Consider the following 20121-nt stretch of genomic DNA (forward strand, 5'->3'; position numbering starts at 1 on the left):
TTATTTTAATCTATCTCTATTCTCTTCTTCTGAATGTAAACGCCGTAAATGATCTGAATTAGATAATATCTTCAATTTCAAATTCTGCGGATAATTCGCATGTTTCTCCAAGAAAGAATTTACCATCGTGTAGACATTCTTACTCGTATGACCTGCTAATCCGGCACTTAACCAAGAACCCGGGAAGAAAATATCCCCCGTCTGTTGAATCTCCTGCAACGCACCAAGCAATTTCGGAACATACCCCTCCGCCTCCATTCTCCTCCGCGGGTGATTCAACCACCGCAAACACTCTTCCACCCATACTTCATTCACCCGGTTCTCTCTTACAAGTAAGGCGTTAAACACGCTATCACGCACTTGTTTATCACCAGATAAAGAGGGGTATACATATTCAAACCGATCCAGCAAGTCCTTATTCTTAACCGTTCTCATGATATATGCCTTCGTGTCTTCATAAACACTCGTATCTCGCAATACCAAATTAAACGCAATACTAATCTTATCTTGTTCATTGATCGTTACGTCTTCCGGTAAATCCTGTTCACCCTTTAACACGCTTGACAAATAGGAACAACTCTTCGGTGAAGAACAAATTGACAATAACGTATTAAAATACGATTTTTTATTCTTCCCTTCAGCCTTATTATTTACCATATTAATACAAAAACGTTCTAAATCGTCCTGTATTAACTGCCGACTTCCCTCATCCAGATAGGTTGAATAAATAATTTTCAAGAAACTTAACGTCCGGTTCACAACCAAGTTATTCTTCTCTTGTGGTAAATGCTTGATACATAACTTCAGGAAAAACTCCCCTTTCACTTTTTTATGCAAAACCCCTTCGTAGAGAGCTTGCCAGGCAACTGCCCTGTAAAGCGGGTCATTCAGATTTCCTAGCTCATCATCAAGAAATCGAATAGAAAAATCCGTGGGTAAGAAACAACCGTATCCCATGACGTCCCCATCCGGTAACACGACAGCAGCCCCATACCTGAAAGGAGTCAGCGAATCACGTAACGGGATCAATGTTCTCTTCAACCCCATGTAATCCCAAAAAACAGATACAGCCTGAGGCCAAACCCGATTCTTCCCGCTCTCATCCGTCATCACGATTCCGTTTTTCTGGAACTCGATCACGGGAGCCCCACTTTCTTTTATCCATATCTCGTTCCAAGCCTGCAAATCCTGTCCCGTTGTACTTTCCAGCAGTTTGATCAACTCGTCCCAATCCGCATTAGAATAAGACCATCTGCGAAGATACCTTTGCAACCCGATCTGTAACCGCCGTTCGGAAATCTCCCGTTCCAACATACGCATCACGATCGGGGCCTTGTGGTAAATAATATCCCCGTACAAAGTCCCCGCATCCTTCAGATTATCCAGCTCCTGCAAAATCGGGTGCGTCCCCTTCGTCCGGTCCGTCCGTAATGCCGGCTCGTAATGATTCAAGAAAAAATTCAACCGATGATTCACGTCCGGGTATAACTGGGTCATAATCTTGTCCGACATGAAACCGGCAAACACCTCTTTCAACCACACGTCATTAAACCACCTCATCGTGACGTAATCACCAAACCACATGTGGGCCGTTTCGTGAGCGATAACATCACTGCGTTTCATCCATGCCGACAAATCAGCGTTCCGGTCCAAAAACATCGTTGACGCCCGGTAATACACGGCGCCCGGATGCTCCATCCCGCCGTACTGAAAATCAGGAATCGCCACGACATTATATACATCAAACGGGTAACGTATCCCCGTGTAGTTTTCCATCCAATCCAATGCATGACTTACCTCTCTGGCAATGACCGGAATACTGGCATTGATCTTCGAAGTATCCGTTTCCCGATGGTAAATACCGATCCAGCGCCCTCCCACGTAACGTTCCACGTACGAAAACCTTCCCACGGTAAAAGCAAACAGATAAGTACTCAACGGTTTTGTTTCCTCGAATTCGTATAACTTATAATCATTAAAATACTCCGTACGAACGGGTTCCCCGTTAGCGACCGCCCTCCACCGGGATGGTATTTTCAACGTCAATTTAAATCTCGCCTTTATATCCGGTTGGTCGAAACAAGGCATCAACGTACGACATCGATCCGGAACCAGCAACGTGTATAGCATGTCATCGCTTCGATTCAAAGAGGACTCTCCCGCTTTAAATTGGATGACCAGCTCGTTCCGTCCCTTTTTCAAGTGTTCTGGTTGAATAATAATATGTTCATTTTTAAACGTGTACGGAACTTTTCTCCCATCCGAAGACGTAACGGCAAGAATATTCTCTTTTGCCTCTTTAAAATCCAGAATGACCGGAACCAGATCAAACAATTCAAAAAAGATCGTCGATTCAGCCATAATCGCCTCACTCCTGTCCGCCGGAATGGAAAAATACAATTTATAGGTCACGCCGCCTATATTCGCTTTACGTTCTTTGGCCAGTTCCAAAGAAACACCATCTTCTACCTTATCCTGTTCCTTTTCACAAGAAACCAGACTCAGTAGCAATGAGATCACTACCAATACACGACACACCACGTCTTTAATTATTTTTGTTGAACTTCTCGTTGGATATGGCACTCGCCATTAAAAACCGCTCCGGACTCGATCGCGATATAAGCAGCTTTGATCGTTCCCGTGAATACCGACTTTGCCCTCAAGGAAACAGTCCCCGTCGACACTATATTCCCTTCCATGGTTCCTAAAATATCAACATTCGGAGAATTAACCTCTCCCTCCACCTTGGCCATCTGCCCGATAACCAGACGTCCCTTCGTGAAAATCTTTCCTTTAAGCTCTCCGTCAATACGAATGTCATTTGAAGCGTGAAGATCCCCGGTAATCTGAGTTCCTTCACTGAGTAAATTTAACGCTATTTGCTGTTGTACTTCTTTTCCCATGATTTATCGTTTACTTTATTTTCTTACCAAACGTAACCGTTTTATATCATACTTCACGGCTCTCACGAGCAGTTTTCCTGCCTGCACATCCCCTTCCAAAACGGCATTTTCTCCAATAATTAAAAAACAGGTCTCCACGTTTCCCCCCACCAATCCCTCTATCTCCAATTCCCGACAAGAAATATTTCCTGTTACTACAGCCCCCGACTTCACCTCCACCTTACCTTTTGCAGTAACATTACCTGAAATTTTGCCAAATAAACACAAGTTCCCGGGCAGGATAATATCTCCCTCGATCTCGGAATCTTTCAAGACAACTGTCTGCCTCATTTCGGTACAGTCCTGACTCGCACTTTTTCTCATTTAGCATCCATAATAATCGACCAAATATACAACAAGTAATTTAAAATTGGAAATCCCGATTAAGGATTAATGACGTAAAAACAAAAAGGACTGCCCATTGATCCGAGCAGTCCTTTCATTTAAATAGTAAACGCAAATAATCAAATTTATTTTTTCCGTTTCAGAAACACCATCACTATAATCAATATGACTCCCACCAATAACAACGCAATAAAGAGGGTCTTCCTACCTTCTCCAGAATCTTGCTGTACCTGACTTGCTCGATTCAATTCCTCCTTCTTCAATACCACCCCATTCTGAGCATGTTCCACTTGTACTTCCCGAACACCATCTATATTTTTACGATAAGCCTCAACACGATTTTTATCTGTATGCAAGGCAACAAAATCCTGTAACTTCCGGTTATCACAAACAAATCCGGTACAAGCCGGGCGATAATCTTCTAATAAACGGGTATGTAAGTTTGCAACATCGGCCAACTGCTCTTTCGTTGCCGGCCAGTAGCCTTTACGTGCTGTTTCAAGCATCACCGCCGTAATCTCCTCTAAGGCCGCGGGACTCTCCTGTTTGAAAAATTCATGAATACCCAACTTCAAATTGTCTTTCACATACACGTCATACACCCGATCCCAAAAATCCTTCCCTATAACTGACGGTTTCATAACATTCCAACCGTAACTATTCCGAATGGTTTCAGCAAAAATAGAAGCAGACGATGCCCCTCCTTTCATTTTTTCCCGAATAAAAGCAGGATTAAAAATTGTTGTACGTCCCTCCACACCGATAGCTTCTTTTAATTCCTGTATTCTCACATGATTACGATTCCTATAATCACTCAGATAAGTCTCCGGTTCTTTACCGGTCACTTCTCGTACGGCTAAATTCAATCCTCCCATAAATTCATACACATGGTCTAGGCTTAAAGCCCCCCACGTATTACTTTGACGGGGTTGAATGACAACATCTGCATCGTGAAGAGCTACCTCAAAAGCATCCCGGCTATATTTTCCCCACGCCTTACTGTCGCCATACATCATTCCCATATTGCTCAAATACCGATCAGCGATCTCCGACTCCCGTTCCCAGGCATCTCCCTTTTCTACTAATCCCGTAATTCCTGTACCATACCCGGCACCACCGAATACTCTCACCATGGACAACTCCCGAGCCTCTTTAGGAGAAAAACCCTTATCCACCAGCAACTTCTCTGCCTCCATTGTACCGGCAACAACATAATTCCCACACGTATCATTTTTAGCCTGTGCCGCCAGCGCTACCGCTTTCGTGAGCAACTCCAACCGTGATGCGGCAACATCCCGCAACTGTCCGGATGTCTGCACGACAATATCAATTCTCGGACGTCCCAACTCGGCTGATGGTATTAACCGCAAATCTGTCACCCGGTTCATCCCGTCACGTACGGGAGCGACCCCTAACATATACATTGCCTGAGCCAAAGTTGCCCCCTCCGTTTCTATAAACTCCCCGGCCCAGAAAGTGTAACTTACCTTACGGGGATAGGTCCCATGCTTTTTACGATACTGGTCAATGGTTGTCTGGGCCAAAGCTTTACCCTCGTCCCAAGCCCTCACGCCCGGAGTGGACTCCGCATTAATAGCAAACAAATTGCGTCCGGTGGGTAACGTGTTCGGGTTACGCACGGCATCCCCTCCCGGAGAAGGAGCCACAAAACCACCATTCAATGCGTTCAGCAAAGACTGCATTTCCTGTTCGGGAGACTCACGTAAACACCGGGCATAATCCTGCACGTGCCCTGCAACCTGTTGAATCTCATTCACCGCTTTGGCAAATTCTTTATCTTCTTGCGGTACTTCCGGTAACACAGGTTTCTTTCCCTCTTGTTCCGCCTTTTTACGAGCCTCGATACGTTTTTTCACCCAATCGGGCATCTTACCGACCTTGGGCATCCCGACAGGCATTTTCATCCCACCATCACTTTTTTTCACCCCTTCCGATATATTATTACCCGCATCAGAAGCCATCGCCATCATTTCACTCATCGACAATTGTTTCGGGTTAAGAGCCATTTCTGTCGCACGGGCTCGCATCACGTCTGCCTGACTCACGCCCAATTGTTCCAATGTCAATTCTTTCCCCGAACGCAACAACTCTTCAACCTGCTTCCGAGCGTTAGCCACGTAATGGCGATTCACGTATACATTATCAGAAAATTGCTCGGCAGTAATCCGTCCTTTTTGCTTGTCAAGACGAGCAAAACTGTAAGCTAACGGCTCTGCACACATGGCAATAACCGTAGAGCGAATATCTTCTCCAGTAAAAGGCTGCCCTAAAGTATACAACCGCCCTGTCATTTTTTCATTGGCAATCTCTTCTGCAAAACTCTCTACTTTCCGGATCTCTTCCTCTGTACAAGGCTTTGTAGCCACACTATCCATCTGTAAATCATGATGCAGACCAAGACTTAACACCTTACTTTTAATCCGTTTTGCCCAAGTCGGTTGTTCTGTCTCTCCTGCACGATCATAGTCTGCAATCAGCCGGAACAATTCTTCATACTGTCCCCGAGTCCGGCTCTCCATAAAAGGTGGAGTCAAATATGACACCAATGATGCATACGTCCGACGCTTAGCGACGATACCTTCTCCCACGTTAGCGATCGTGTAATAATAAAAATGAGGAACAGTCCCTATTAATCGGTCCGGCCAATCCCCTGATGACAAAGCCACTTGTTTTCCGGGAGTAAATTCCAAACTGCCATGCGTGCCAAAATGAATTAAAGCATCCGCCAGAAAACCCTTCTGTATCCACAAATAGGGTGCAATATAAGCATGGGGAGGAGCCACATCAACCCCGTGTAAAATCTGGAACTCATTATCTCCGGCAGCCGCAACAGGTTGGGGCATTAACACTACATTTCCAAAACGCAAACAAGAAAATGCCAAAGCCGGTTCGCCATTTTTTGCCCCACTCATGTATTCTCCAGGCGCCTCTCCATATTGTTTCACGACTTCTGCATATTTCTCCGGGGTAAGAACCTCTTTGGCCCATCTCTCATAATCGGCTTTATTAATCCATTCCGGATGGGCGGTTGCCATGAATTCCGCCATTTTCCCTTTGGCATAACTCCCAAAAATACTTCCTTCACGTTGGAGCAAAGCCTCAAATTCTTTTTCCGTTGCCGGAATATTCTCCACGGTATAACCTTCCGCTTTCAATCGTTTCAAAAAAGCATAAAGCGATGGAGCGACTTCAAGTCCGGCAGCGGTCAATGCACTTTGTCCGGCTCCTTTCAAGTAGACAATTGCCAAACGTTTATCTTTATTCTCTTTACGTTGAAGTTGTATTTGATTATAAATACCGTCAACCAGATTCTTTACCCGGTCCGCCACGGGAACAAATTGATAATACCCGTTCTTATCAGCATCCTGCACGGAAAGCACTTGTGAACGAGTACCCCCGTCAATTTCCGGCAATACCACACTAGCCGACAGGTACCCTCCGGCCAATCCCCTCGGGTCCTTTTCCCATTCATCCCGTTCCTGCAAAAGAGTTAACGGACAAAACAACGGGATATTACGTTCCCGTAACCACTCCACGCTTTTATCACTTCCCAAACGCCCCATCGGCAGATAAATCACGGCATCGGGAGAAACCTCCTGCAACATCTGTAAACGTTTTCCTGCCGCATAAACGGGATACACGTTAAAACCTGCACGTTCCAAACTAACAACCAGAGTATCCACATTCGCCCGGTTACCACTTAAAGGAGAAGTCATGCCGGAAACAATAGCTATGGAAGGAGCCCCCTCCTTATAAAAACCATTTTTACGATAATAGCTGTTGTACCCGTCCAAATCCGTAAAATAGTTATCATCTCCCAAATGCCAATAAAAATTAGAAGGCAAATGTTGCGGATCAGCCGGCATCGTTGTAAAAAGCTTATGCTTGTCGAGTTCTGCACGGCAGAAATAAAGCAGATTACGGTAATTCGTCTTATTACCATTTCCGTAATAATCTCCAATGCGTTCCTGCTGAAGACTATCCACATTATGATTTGTAATTACCCCAGAAGAAAATATTAAAGTATACACCGCAGTTCCTTTCGCCCCTGCAGTCTGAATAGCCGCGGCTTGTTCTCCGTTTAAACGTAATCCGGGACCAAAAAATAAAACAACATCGTAATTTTTCAACTTACTTGCATCCTCCGGTTTTAATGCATCTACTTGTATCATCCGACTGTCATTCGCCAAAGCGATACTAGATGCCTGATAAGCGGGGAAATTAATTAATGCAACCCGAGTCGGGGCAAGGTAACGGGAATAAAGTCCCCAGATACAGCAAAGTAGGATAATCACTATCCCCACCTTTAACAATATCTTTTTACGTGTACGAACAAAAGATTTCAATCCCATAACATCAGATTTTAATAAACCAAATTACCCCGGAGCCTAAACTCCGGGGGACAAACACTATTATTTACCTCCTGTCACTTTGCAGGATAGATATATTCAAAAGTAATTTTACCTTGCATCCTTTCCGACTCGTAAGATTTCATAACAACCTTTGCATAATTATTTCCATCAGCAGTCTTTATCACAAAGATATTATTATTCATCGAGGCATCCTTTCCTCCAGCTGCAGAAGAATACCAAGCTCCTTCAGTCTCTTCACATACATAAGCAGGAGAAGCACTCACTTGCTCAAATTTTCCCATATCAGTCATTAATCGACACTCTTTATCTACCTTATATCCGTCAATCGAGATCGTTGCTACATCAGAAAATTTAGTCTTCTTCGTATCTAAAGCCCCTCCCTTTCCATTTCCAGAAGTACCACTATTTGTACGAATATAAAAACGATCAATAGCAAAATCCCATTCTGAACTTGCCATTGCTTCTTCATCCGTTATATCCAAAAACTCTCCTTTCGAAAAAGAAAAATAATTCCATTTTTGTTTCATCACAGACACCGTCAACTCCCTCTGTGAAGGCAACCTATCGCCTTCTTCATATTTATAACGAAATTGAATATGTCCAGAATTATTCAATGCATCCTTATAAGTGTCGAACGTAATCTTTGCATAACTTTCACCATCAGCAGTACGTACAACAAAAATATTGTGATTATAATACCAATTCCCCTCTTGGTACTTATACCAAGCCCAACTATTAGACCCTTCACATTCTACACCCGGATTATAAGACTCTTTCGCAAAACTGCCCATCGTAGTCATAATATTCAATGAATCATCTTCTACAAATTCAGAATCTGCATTCACTGTGGCTGCATCAAAAGTTGCTGCCCCGGAATCAAACAATCCACCTTTTCCTTTACCAGAAGTACCACTATTGGTTTTCACATAATAACGGTTAAAGGCAATATCCCAATCCAAACTACTTTCTGCTTGTTCTGCTGTCAAGTTAACAAAATCACCTTTGGCAAAAGAAAAATACTGCCATCCACTAGCATAAGAATCAGAAAAAAACTCTTTCAAAGTTCCTTCCGCCTGATCATCATCACCGTCACCATCATCATCTGTACAAGCCATAAAGTTAAACGAAAATGCCAGACAAGCCAATAGCATGAGGCATGATTTTAAATTAAACTTTTTCATTCTATATCAATATTAAGTTAAAGATTCTCATGTTGTCAGAAACGGAATATCACGGAACCGAAGAATCGACGTCCGGCATCATACGTCGTGTAATGTTCCGTGTCCGTATAATCAAATAAATTCTGAATTCCGCCTGTTAACGTCAACCTCATAAACTTCTTTTGCCAAGGCGTATATTGGGCCACCAATTTCCAAAGACTATAAGCCGGTTTTGTATTTTCACGAATCACCTCTATTTCTTGACCGCTATCGTCCGTTTCAGTGGATTTACTCTGTGACAATTTCTTAGAAGTCCACCGTCCGGAGAGAGAAACAGAACCATCCCGTTTCAATAATTTACCGCGTAATGTCGTGGTAAAATTCAAGGCGTGTTTTGAATTTCCGGACAATTGCAAATCCGTCTCCCGATCTCTCGCGTCAGTATAAGCATAAGTTCCCCTCAGCAACAATTGTTTAACCGGGTAATAAGTCAATGTTCCTTCTGCCCCGCGTATACGCACGGCCTCCACATTTGCATAATGCATTTCCGCTCCCAATTGTCCCGGTTCCGGATCTTCCACGTCAATAACAAAAGAATTAATTTTATCTTTTATCGTGTTCTGGTACCCTTCCACGCTTGCATTCAACCGTCCATTGTAAGTATATTCCGCCGAAACCGATAAATAATTGGAATACTCCGGTTTCAAATCTGGATTTCCAACATTATGCGACACACTTCCCATGTCAAAATCAGAATACAACTCCGTCAAGCCGGGAGCCTTAAATCCCCGACTATACCCGGCACGGAATTTAAAACTGCCCGGGGCATACATCAAATTTACTTTCGGGGTATATGCGTCACCAAAAACAGAATGGTGCGTGTAACGGAAACCTCCTACCAAATCCAGCTCCGGCAATATCTGCCAATCCACCTGCACGAAAACATTCGCATCGTTCACTTTTCTCACGGTTTGTTCCTTACCGTATTGCATCTTATTATAATTCCGAGTCCAGTTCCATTCAATTCCTCCAACAATCTCCACGTTCTTCAAAGGACTATAAATATCTGTCAAACGGGCTGTCTGCTCGTGAGAAGTCGCATTCGTACTATCTGCAAGATCAATCAAATCATACACGGTCTTACGAGTATAAAAATCTCCGTAATACACCGCATACAACTTATTCTTTTCCCCGAAGGCATGCTCCAATGATGCCCGGAATGTTTTGTTTAAACTGCGATAATGCGTTGGAGATTCTCCCTTGGGAGGATTCTCTACTTCATTCCAATAGAAAGAAGCTGAAGCCACCACTTTCGTCCGTTCATTATTCCATCCTACCTTCTCCTCTATATTCATATCATGTGAAGGATTCATCGTGTAAGACTGGGGTGTTTCGGGCGTAAGATCATACCCATCCGTGGAATTACGACGAAAAAGAGTCTGGGAGAAAAATCCCTTGTGAGCCAACCCGATCCCCGCATCCAACTGCAGATCATTAAACTTAGAATAACGAGCTTTTGCCCAGCCTTCCAAAGAGCGTTTCGGAGAATCCGTGATAATATTCACAACCATACCCATGGCACTTGACCCGTAAAGAGCAGAAGCCGCACCTTTCAAAATCTCGATCCGTTTAATATTGGACGTACTCAGCCGATCGAAATCGATAGGTCCCCCGGGAGTCTGAGATAACCTCTCCCCATCAACCAAGATAAGGATGTAACTATTTTCCAATCCCTGAATCTGGATATTATTACCGCGAGGGTCCACGTTAAAACGAAGCCCCGGAATATTGTACTCCAGAACATCCATCATACTCTCGTAATCATTTCGTTGTAACTCCTCGGCAGAAACGACACGAGTCATCACGGGAGCCTCGGAAATCACCTTTTCCGTTCTCGTACCTGTAATAACCACCTCGTCCAAATCCAACAAACTCTTCTTCAGCTTAATAACAAGCCCAGAGATCGTTCCAGGAGCCACATCAACTTCACGAGTCTCATACCCGACAGAACGAACCGTCAAAGTTGCTTTACGATTGGCAGGCACGTCAATTTTAAATTTTCCTTCCGTATCGCAAACACTCCCCCAACCTAACTCTTTCACCATGAGAGTTGATAAAGGTATTGCTTCCCCTGTTTCAACATCCACGACTTTTCCGGTTAATTTCACCGTTTTCACCGTATCAGCCATCACCTCCGGTTGAATCGCCATAAGTCTTGACATTGGCGCAAAATTCAATACAAGTACGCCACATACTAGCAATAAGATACTTTTCATGTTTATTATTTTTTCATAAACATTATAAACGCCACACGACAGCACACATCACGCACATCCGTGGCTTCATAAATGTTACTGTTAATAAAAACAATAGCTATTATTTTTTCCTTTTTATCATCCTTATTCCCGAGAACAATAAAAACATCTAATTTAGGCAGGTTTTCTGACTTTCTCCGCTTATGTCGCCTTCCCGGACGAACCAGTGGCATGAGGAGACTAAGCATTTCCCGTGTAACGGGAAAGAGATTACAGCAACGGGTATTGTTCCGGACTCTCACCGGATTCCCTTACATCCCATGCAGATAGCATGGGACTCACCAAAATCGACGCAAATATATAAAATAATTTATTTCTTAATGAAAAAAACAATTATTTTCTAATAATCAGCTAAAATATCTTACACCCATCTTCTGAAATCAAAAAAAGCTGTCCGGGAAATAACCGAACAGCCTCGTATATCGTATTATCGATACAATCTAACCCTTATGAGTATATCCCCATTTCAAATAAATGGCACCCCATGTAAATCCGGCACCAAAAGCAGCAAGGATCAAATTATCCCCCTTCTTCAGTTGGTCCTCCCATTCATACAGACACAACGGGATTGTTGCCGAGGTCGTGTTACCGTATTTTTGGATATTAACCATGACCTTCTCTTTGGGTAACCCCATTCGTTCCCCGGTAGCCTTGATAATACGCAGGTTTGCCTGATGAGGTACCAGCCAAGCCACGTCCTCCGAGGACAAGTTATTGCGTTCCATCACTTCCACCGACACGTCTGCCATGTTCGATACAGCATGTTTAAACACGGGCTGTCCTTCCTGGTAAATATAATGTTCCCGGGCTAAAACCGTATCAATGGTTGGCGGTTTCAAAGAGCCACCTGCTTTCATGTGTAGGTGAACACGTCCCATTCCATCCGAACGCAATATGTGGTCAATTACCCCCAAATCTTCAGTTGTCGGCTCCAGCAACACGGCGGCAGCCGCGTCTCCGAAAATAGGACAAGTTGCCCGATCCGTGTAATCCGTAATCGCGGACATCTTTTCAGCTCCCACGACAATCACTTTTTTATAACGCCCGCTCTCCACGTACTGCGTCGCCGTGATCAAGCCATATAGGAAACCGGAACATCCGGCATTAAGATCAAAACTAAAAGCATTCTTTATTCCCACCATATCGGAAATCACGTTCCCGTTAGCAGGGAAATGCATGTCGGCCGTAACCGTACAGCAAATCAATAAATCAACTTCTTCCGGTTTCAAACCTGTTTTACGAAACAAGTCCTCCACCGCTCTGGCCCCGAGGTAAGCACTGCCTTTACCGGCATCCCGCAAAATACGTCTCTCTTTTATACCGATTCGAGTCATGATCCATTCGTCTGTGGTATCTACCATCCGGCTCAACTCCTCGTTAGTTAGAATATAGTCGGGATAATACGCTCCTACCCCTGTGATTACCGCTCTTGGCCTTTCCATAAAATAAAAATTTTCAAATTGAATAATAGAATCAGACACCTATATACAATCATAGCCCCCTAGTACAGGGGGCTGTATTATCTAAGGCAATCTTTATCATTGCATCAAAATTATGCAACAACTGCTTTCTCAATAGCCAATTTACCCCTGTAATACCCACATTCCGGGCATACAGTATGATACTGAACTGCAGCACCACAATTTGAACACTTTGCTATTGCAGGAACCGTTGCCTTATCGTGAGTTCTTCTTTTATTCCTTCTCTGTTTAGAGATTCGGTGTTTAGGATGTGCCATTTCTCTCTAGTTTTATTTAGTTATTATTAATTAATTTCCTCAATTCATCCCAGCGGGGATCAATCTTATCATTCTCTTCTTCCATTGTCAACTCTTCCAGTACATGCTCCATTTCCTCGTTACATTCTCCCTCCGGGTGAACCACGCGAAGCGGGTAATTTAGCATATACACCTCATATAGCGGTTCACTCAAATCCAGATAATCATCATCTTGAGCCAAGATAATAAAATCATCATCATTTCCTTCCTCTCTCTCCCCGTACTTCGCGTACAAGTTCAATTCTCCGCTAATTGGTAACTCCATTTCCTCCAGACAGCGATCGCAAATTGCTTCTACCGTCCCTTCGATCGTCATCCGAACCTCCATCAGCAGGGATGATTTCACGATATTTACTCTCGCGTTTACTTTTCCTTTCGTTCCTTTTGTCGCGTCAAAACAATCAAAAAAACTGCCATCCATGACAAACTCGAAAGTGTGAACGCCTTCCCCTAAGCCTCTGTGGGCTATCTTATATTCTTTCAATCTGTCCACTACTCTTGACGTAAAACGGGGACAAATGTACAAAAAAATATAATACCCAGTACATTCATACCCGTTTTTTTCTTGGAAACAAAATCTTGTATCTCTCTCCCACTTAATCGTGTTCGCCTTTTGAAGCTTCTATTTCCGCAATGTGAACCCTACCGGCACTTGCAAAGTTTCTGAATCGTACATATTCAGATAAAGAATAATTTTTTGGGACATCCCCTCGATGCTAATCTCGTACATATCCAACATTCCACTATCACCGAAAACTGCGTTTGGGGTCTTGAACGGGCAGCAACTCCCTTGACGTTTATACGAAACCTTCTCTCCGTTAGGACCTGCCAATGCGTTCAAAAAGCGTTGTTCATTCAGAGGGCCTTCCATCCCCCCACCTACCTTGATTGGATTATCCTCCGTGTACCCATAGGTCTTGTCACGAGCAAATTTCGTGATCTTAAAAGTTCTCGCATCCAAAAGCTCGTACCGGACGTTTGCTTCCCCCTTCCGGACACTCTTTTTCGAAGTCGCACAAGAACTCATCAAGAGTACCACAATACAGATAAATAAATAGATCGTTTTCATAATTTTGAATAATTAATGATTCATGTGAATCAGCAGTTAGGAAAATATACTCTACAAAGGTTAGAAATCTATTTCTAATAAACAACAGGGAGCCACAAGGCCCCATGTCAGGCTATCCTTCCTCAACACCAACCACCCGGCATCATGCCTTTTCTAACACGGCATGAACACCAACGAGTATTCATGCCGTGTAGATGCTATGTTAAAACTATGTTCATGGTCTAGTACACCCATAGCCCATTCATCGAGTAACCATCGTCGTCGGATTTACCACCACCTCCTTCAAATTCCCATCAGCCATGATTTTCCGGGCAAGCTCCTGCACTTTTTCCACTGTGATCGAATTCAACAATTTATTGTAATCAACATCCCAATCCTCACCCCACGTGTAATACGTCTGTAATAAAATCAAACGAGTCTGAACATTCCTTGCATTTTGAGTTTCCATCTTTCGCCAATATTCCAGATGCTTGTTTAAATCTTCAGGATCAGGCCCTTTGTCGGCAATCTGAAAAAGCTCGTCTTTTACCACCCGAACCAGCTCTTCCACCATGTCCGGGTTCGTCTGGAAAGTTACCTTCAGATCATACGTACCGATCGGTTGTCTGGAGAGAGTTCCATTCACGGAAACCCCGTAACTTCCACCTTTTTCCTCTCGAATAATTTGATTATAGCGTGATTGAAGACAAGCGGAAAGCATTCCCATCGTCATCATATTCTGTTGCGTGTAGTCCATCCCGCCCGAGTAACCAATACTAACCATACTTCTGGCAGTTTCCATACGTATTTCTTGCCTTTCCTCTTTCACTCCGGGCAACACCCTCACCCCGTCATCCTTCCATCCCAATTGTTGCTTCCCGGCAGGAAGTCCTCCAATATATTTTTCCACCAGAGGCTTGAAAGTTTCCATGTCAATATCCCCGACAAAATAAAAAGTATAATTACCTGCCGCATCAGTAAACAAATTACGATACCAAGAGCTAATTTTACCACAATCAATATCTGCCAAGATCTGTTCATCAGGAATTCGTGTTCGCTGTTGGTCACCATACGTGATCTTATTCACCATTTGTGTCATGACAAAATCCGGAGAGTTTACTGAATTTTCCAAATTTTTCCGGTTCGCCTCGATTATCATATCCAAACGCCCCCGATCAAAATTAGGACGTGTAAAATACAGATACGTCAATTGTAACATGGTCTCCACGTCTCCTTTCGCGGCACTTCCGTTTATATCTGTCGAAAAACGATTAATCGTAGGTTGTATGTTAACAACCTTGCTACCCAACACCTTTCGTAACTGCTCTGCAGTGAAATCCCCTACTCCCGAAGCACTCACCACCTGTGCGAGCATCGAAACCGAATAATAATCCTCCGTGGGAATCATGGAAAGTCCCCCACTCGCCTGACCGCTCATGACGATCTGATACGGAGTATCCGTGGTTGGTAACACTACAACTCGGATACCATTCTTCAACATCCACACGGTCGAACCATATTTCCCTTTCTTGGTTTTTATAACACGACCAGAAATAACCTCTTCAGACAAGAGGGGTCGATCAATTTTTTCAGTCTGGTAAGGTTCCATCTCAACCGTTCGAACCCACGAGAAGAAATTTTCCAGAATCTCCGTTTCGGGTAAAACCCTCTTCGCCTTTTCCGGGGCGGAAATAACCAACACGTTATTAGCAAGCGAGATTAGCTGCTGTACCAACTCGTTAACCTCCTGCAATGTCACCTGTTTCATCAACATCAATTGCGTAACCGCCCACTTGTGTCGCGGAGACATCAAGGGCGTATTCTTCACGTAATGATTGATACACTCCCACACTAGCATCCCGGTTTCCCGGTCCCCAGCAGTCTCGTACGCATACTTTCCTCCTCTCAAGATTCCCGTGCGAACCTGCTCCAATTCCTCCTCCGTGAACCCGAAACGTCGCACTCGTTCCAACTCTCCATACGCTGAGGTGAAAGCCTCCGCAATAGCATCTCCGCGTGCCACGACCTGCAATTCCAACGCATCACAAGTATTCGTCAGCGGAACATTCTGCAAATGGGCAGATGCGAACGGACATCCCTCCTGTTGCGCCAGCTCCCCAAAACGAGTGTTCATCATGGCTGCGGCAATATTGATCATTATGTTCATGTAAGTCGCCCCGACCCGGTTATTCAATTCCTTTGGAACAGCCGCTCGCCTGATATAAAAATTTGCATTACACGTCTGTTGTTCCGGATCTGTGATCACCGTCACAACAGGAACCACGTTATCCGGAATCCGAATCACCTCCTTTGCTTTCGGATTCTGAGCGACAGGAATATCCGCCATTACTTTCTTCAACTTCGCCTCCATCTCGTTCACGTCGAAATCACCGACAATTACCACGGCCTGTAAATCCGGACGATACCAGCACTTGTAAAAATCTCGAAGCATCTGAGAATCAAACGTACGCAGGAACTCTTCCGTACCGAGCATATTCCGGTGTGCATAACGAGTATCTCCAAAAACGGAAATAGCCGCCTTATTACCCACCCGGAATTGGGCATTATTCCGTTGCCGTAACTCCTCTATAATCACCCCCCGTTCCTTGTCAATCTTCTTATCTTCCAAAGCCAAATACCCAGACCAGTCGTGTAAGATCAACAACATCGAGTCCACGATACTTTCCCGCTTAAGCGGGACTTGCGTCAACTGGTAATACGTCATTTCCATCCCCGTGGCGGCATTCAAGTTCGTCCCGAACTGCATCCCGATACTCTCCAGCCACCGGATCATACTATCATCCGGAAAATGCTTTGTCCCGTTAAACATCATGTGTTCCAAGAAATGCGCTAATCCATTTTGTGAATCCTCTTCTTGAACTGATCCCACATCATACACAATGTAGAAATCCGCCAATCCCGTCGACTTGGCATTATGCCTCAAATAATACCCCATCCCATTATCAAGTTTTCCAACCCTCACATTTGTATCTTGAGGGAGTATATCCCCCATATTCAATTGTTGGGCAGAAGCAACACTACTTACCGCCACCAACAAGAATATCCCCAAGATAATTTGTCGTAATATTGTTCTCATAATATATGATTTAAAATTTATTTTATCCTCTGTCAAACACGTTACCTCGCACATCAATTATCATCGTATTACTCTTTCCCATAATAACGCTTAGAAATACACACCCGACCATAATTTGCTTTCGGTCGACTTTTCCTTACAAACATAAAAGCATCCTGCAACTCACGCTGAGCCACCGTATCCCCGGATGCTATATTCTCCCCGTACTCCAGCGCTTTCTTTTCTATTTTTCTCAACGATCCAAGATATTCATCATTCAAACCCTGCAGGGAGATGGAGTTCATCACCTTTTCAAGAATCTTCCGGCCATAATCCCCACCCATGCTCTCGTAAAACATCCGTTCCCACAAGGCATGCGGCAAGACTTCAAACAAAGGCCTGGACATTTCCATCGAAGACACGATCAGTCGTCCCTCTCGATCAAAATAGATATTGACATCTATCATTATGTCAGTTGATAAAGAATCCGCTACCGCTTTTGCGATACGATTCATACCACCTCCGAAAACCCGCTTCTCCATCTCCTTTTCCCACCGGTTCCACGGATGATTCTCCCGAATCGTCTCTTCACCTTCATCAAAGGGAACAGCCAACAAATCCACCCACCCAAACATACTCTTGTTCAACGAATCCCTTATCGAATAATAATTTTTAGGAAAAATCCGAACGTTCCTATCATCCTGTTCCACTACAATAAACTTTTCCGTCTCATATCCCCGATCCTCCCGATAAACATACATTCTTTCTCGATTAAAGTCAAATGTTGTTTTCCTTATATCAAGACAAACCTCCTGTGATTCCACCTTTCCCCTAAAGTAACGCACATCCCAAAAAGGGATGGATTCCGCTGCATGACGAATGAACTCCATCCACGGACGAGCTGTTTTCACGTCTTCCCGTTCGTCACCGCGTTTTCGATCCAAGTCACAAGTCGTAACAAGCCGGATACACCCAATCCGATCTGCACGACCATCCATACGCGGGTAAACCGTAAAAGAACAATACAAATTGCGATCTTTCAACTCCGGATAACGATCCCAATCGTGCGCACGTAGTGTTTCCACAAAACGACGATAAGCCACCGTATCTCCCCGGCGTGTGAAATTATTTCGAATCTCCTGACGGACTACGTAACCTTGCTCCACCTCGCACACGATTTCTTCACGATCAATATATTTCCTGACAGGATCACCACTCACCATTTCACGCCCTTCAATGTCATACCACAAAGAATCCAACGAGCCGCCCATCCCCATCTTGAAAACCCCAGTATACCATGATGCCTCCACCGCCTCTCCTTCATTACCGGGCGCAACCACCGAAAGAGGTATCAATTCCCCAGTATAAGCATTACGAACCTCTGTCAACCACAATTTTTCTTCGGCAATCTTCCAGCGGACATGATACCCACAAGGACATTCCGTCGTGAAAGCCCCTTTCAGATAAGGACGTACACGAGAAAACACCTCTGAATCGTAATGCAAGGGGAAAGCATCCATTCGATAAAGCATACCATCCATCTCCAACACATCCGGATAAGCTCTCGACAAATACGTGTCCATCTCCAACCTGTATTTCCTTGCCACAGGATCCACCAACACCCTCTGAATTTCACCATCCAAGGTCACCACACGCCAGTCACCTATCAATTCGGCACACGCATAGGCTTCACGAATAGCAGGATCATCTAGTGCCAATTTCTCTTTCCCACACATGACCTCTACCCGATCCACCCTCCCGTCGGACTTAGGATAAACATAGACATCAAAATCCGCCCCTCTATCCCGCATCATTTCCTTAATATTCAACAACATTCCCATCGTGTAATGACACATCTGATTTCCTTGCTCCCGCAAACGGTTACGCACCTCTTTCCGATCCGTCATCTCCCCATTTCGAAACGTATATGTGATTTCCGTTTCAAATCTCGGAGGCTTAGGACCACACAATATTGAGGTCGTGTAAATTCGATAAGGATAAAAACCTTCACCCCCAACCGCAAGAAGCTCGCCACTAAACCATCGGGCAACAATGCGTCCGTTTTCACGATAAACATCGAAAATACCGGAAATGTCCACAGCCTGGTTGTCTTTTTCAATTTTCTCCAAGAAAAGCATTCCTTCTTCCAACCGCCACAAACTAACATAATCCTTCCAATACTCGACAGAAGAAGTGTCTTCAACCAAACGCTTCTGTACTTGCCATTCCAGAACACTATCCTGTTCAACCGGGCAAGGATACATCCTCAAGGTATCGCTCCCGATAATCAACTGGGCAAATCCTCCCCCATACACCGTACTAACGAAACAGCACGTGTAAAACGTTATTAAAACTAATATCTTCATCACAAAAACATATAAAAGACAGATAAATAGTACAAATACAGACGACATCAACGATCTCCATTTTCATCATGACGCTTCTTTTGTCCGATTAAAAACAAAATGCCCTCTATAGACCACAAATGTTTTCCGGTCTTTCTCTCTGGCAAAATAAACAACTACATCCCCATTACGAACAACAACCATTTTACAACACACGGGAACTTGTTCCACCTCATAATCAACACGATCCTCGAACTCGGAATACCAAGACGTACGGGGAACAATGATATCATCTCCATTCATATTCAATGACATCCGGAAAGTAAATCTTATGATAATCGAATCTTTAGTCCCAATTGTAACCTCGTAATCTGAAATAATATACTTGGACGGAAAAGGTTCGCCATGTTTATAAGGTCTGGCATACACGTATTCCAAACCCGGTCGTGTCCAAATATCATAACTCATGAAAGAATGAAGTATATCACCAGATATATGCATATAAAATGGGATTTCCGCACCAAGAAATGACCAGCCACCGCCTCCAGGTGTGGCTGAAAAATCCACCTTAAAATCACGATTCTCCACCATTTGTCTCACGACTCCAGGTCGTTCCTTCATTATCGGTTTTCTCTGTTGCAAAGCACAAGCGGACATACTCGCCACTAACAGCATTACACACAGCCATTTTTGAAATACTATTTTCATCACCTTAAATA

Annotated in this window: 13 protein-coding genes and 1 riboswitch; all 13 genes read right to left on the reverse strand. The window is 43.9% G+C overall.

The genetic code is table 11. The annotated features are described in order from the left end of the window. Complete coding sequence (locus I2I33_RS00555; protein ID WP_087419023.1) at positions 1–2541, reverse strand: M1 family metallopeptidase; 2541 nt, start codon at positions 2539–2541, stop codon at positions 1–3. 8 nt (positions 2542–2549) lie between these two features. Next, complete coding sequence (locus tag I2I33_RS00560) at positions 2550–2903, reverse strand: polymer-forming cytoskeletal protein (protein WP_087419024.1); 354 nt, start codon at positions 2901–2903, stop codon at positions 2550–2552. A gap of 15 nt (positions 2904–2918) precedes the next feature. Further along, on the reverse strand, positions 2919–3266 hold the full coding sequence (locus I2I33_RS00565) for a polymer-forming cytoskeletal protein (RefSeq protein ID WP_087419025.1): 348 nt from the start codon (positions 3264–3266) through the stop codon (positions 2919–2921). Positions 3267–3412: 146 nt separating this feature from the next. Next, complete coding sequence (locus tag I2I33_RS00570; protein ID WP_087419026.1) at positions 3413–7660, reverse strand: cobaltochelatase subunit CobN; 4248 nt, start codon at positions 7658–7660, stop codon at positions 3413–3415. Positions 7661–7734: 74 nt separating this feature from the next. Next, positions 7735–8862 (reverse strand): HmuY family protein, encoded by a 1128-nt coding sequence (locus I2I33_RS00575; RefSeq protein ID WP_087419027.1) that lies wholly within the window; start codon positions 8860–8862, stop codon positions 7735–7737. 35 nt (positions 8863–8897) lie between these two features. After that, positions 8898–11117, reverse strand: a complete 2220-nt coding sequence (locus tag I2I33_RS00580) for a TonB-dependent receptor (protein ID WP_087419028.1) — start codon at positions 11115–11117, stop codon at positions 8898–8900. A gap of 138 nt (positions 11118–11255) precedes the next feature. Then, positions 11256–11457, reverse strand: a riboswitch (cobalamin riboswitch). A 139-nt stretch (positions 11458–11596) separates the two neighbouring features. Continuing rightward, the gene (locus tag I2I33_RS00585; RefSeq protein ID WP_087419029.1) at positions 11597–12598 is read right to left on the reverse strand and encodes a beta-ketoacyl-ACP synthase III; all 1002 of its coding nucleotides are present in this window, start codon (positions 12596–12598) and stop codon (positions 11597–11599) included. A 110-nt stretch (positions 12599–12708) separates the two neighbouring features. Beyond that, a complete protein-coding gene (gene rpmF / locus I2I33_RS00590; RefSeq protein WP_027201828.1) occupies positions 12709–12894 on the reverse strand; it encodes a 50S ribosomal protein L32 in 186 nt (61 codons plus the stop codon). Between the two features lie 16 nt (positions 12895–12910). Beyond that, on the reverse strand, positions 12911–13426 hold the full coding sequence (locus I2I33_RS00595) for a YceD family protein (protein WP_229782343.1): 516 nt from the start codon (positions 13424–13426) through the stop codon (positions 12911–12913). 129 nt (positions 13427–13555) lie between these two features. Beyond that, positions 13556–14002: a hypothetical protein gene (locus I2I33_RS00600; RefSeq protein WP_087419031.1), complete on the reverse strand. Its 447-nt coding sequence runs from the start codon at positions 14000–14002 to the stop codon at positions 13556–13558. Positions 14003–14243: 241 nt separating this feature from the next. After that, a complete protein-coding gene (locus tag I2I33_RS00605; protein WP_087419032.1) occupies positions 14244–17078 on the reverse strand; it encodes a M16 family metallopeptidase in 2835 nt (944 codons plus the stop codon). 68 nt (positions 17079–17146) lie between these two features. Next, positions 17147–19423 carry a hypothetical protein gene (locus tag I2I33_RS00610; RefSeq protein ID WP_140402509.1) on the reverse strand — a complete coding sequence of 759 codons (2277 nt, stop codon included), beginning with the start codon at positions 19421–19423 and terminating at the stop codon, positions 17147–17149. A gap of 66 nt (positions 19424–19489) precedes the next feature. Further along, on the reverse strand, positions 19490–20110 hold the full coding sequence (locus I2I33_RS00615) for a hypothetical protein (RefSeq protein WP_140402510.1): 621 nt from the start codon (positions 20108–20110) through the stop codon (positions 19490–19492). Positions 20111–20121: the final 11 nt, after the last annotated feature.

The sequence above is a fragment of the Butyricimonas sp. BSD2780061689_150309_C8 genome, from assembly GCF_015560935.1.
GTDB lineage: Bacteria > Bacteroidota > Bacteroidia > Bacteroidales > Marinifilaceae > Butyricimonas > Butyricimonas paravirosa.